This window comes from Vibrio sp. Vb1554 (genome assembly GCF_033344235.1).
This window is the reverse complement of sequence record NZ_JAWPOJ010000341.1, coordinates 1-1,148: the sequence shown is the minus strand read 5'-3', so window position 1 is coordinate 1,148 and position 1,148 is coordinate 1. Positions and strand designations below refer to the sequence as shown.

Below are 1,148 nucleotides of genomic sequence, written 5' to 3'. Positions count from 1 at the left end.
ATAGGTGATGACCGCCATCAACCAAAAGTGCGCCAACGCCGATATCAAAGAAATCGATAAATGCACTACCAATGTTAATCGAGAACATAAACATTAGGTACATCACAACAAAGAAGAATGGAATCCCCACCCACTTGTTCAAAATAAACTGATCAAGTTTTTCGGTAACACTGCGGCTGAGTTTGCCTTCACTGCGGCGAACTTTTTTGCATTGTTCGTGCAGATGAGTGTATTTGGTATCCGCAACGTGTAAATCAATATCCAAATCTAAAGTCGCAATCGCTTCCAGTACTTTGCTTCTATCAAGATCGGAAAGGCTATTGAGAACCATCGTGTCTTTTTCTAGAGCACGGATCGCTAATGCACGATGAGAAACGGTTTGATCGGTAAATAGAGAAGAAATATGCTCGATCGCTGCTTCCATCTTATCGCCGTAATTCAAAGAGCGGTCTTTTAGCGCAACACCCTGAACTATGGCTTTGTGGAGCTTTTCTTTAAACTCAGCAACTTGTGCTTTATTAGTGGCAGACAAACTGATCACTGGGCAACCTAGCGTCTTTTCTAACTCAGCAATGTTGATCATCTGACGTTCACGCTTTAACGCATCCATTTTGTTGAGAACAACAACCATCGGACGACCAAGCTCACGAAGTTGCAGCGTCATATATAGACTACGCTCTAAGCTGGTGGCGTCAATCACGTTGATGATTAAATCAGCTGGGTGCGTCAACACCGCACGAGAAGCGATGGATTCATCGATACTGTTACTATCGTTACCGCTGTCCAGAGAGTAAATGCCCGGCAAGTCCGTCAGTAAAAACTCATCACCCGCGTGCTTAAATTGACCCGTTTTTTTCTCAACAGTCACGCCCGCCCAGTTACCGACTTGCTGTTTGGCACCAGTCAAACCATTAAAAAGAGTAGTTTTACCGCTGTTTGGGTTACCTACAGTAAGAACTTGATACTGCATTACACTCGCTCCACTTCAATTTTTTGAGCAATGGTTTCTCTTAACGCAACAGATACACCGCGTACCTCAACTTGTAGCGGGTCTCCCATCGGCGCGCGTCTGATCACCTTAACTTCTGTGTTCGGAAGTAGCCCCATTACCATAAGCTTTTTTCTAATATCTGATGAAAGACCATCTA

Annotated in this window: 2 protein-coding genes; both read right to left on the bottom strand. The window is 44.1% G+C overall.

All coding sequences use genetic code 11. From position 1 onward, the window contains the following. Positions 1-970: ferrous iron transporter B (locus tag R8N28_RS26145; RefSeq protein WP_318183772.1), on the bottom strand; the 970-nt coding region annotated here is incomplete at its 3' end. Then, on the bottom strand, positions 970-1,148 hold a 179-nt coding region (locus R8N28_RS26140; protein ID WP_318183773.1), incomplete at its 5' end, for a ferrous iron transport protein A. The genes R8N28_RS26140 and R8N28_RS26145, both read right to left, overlap by 1 nt.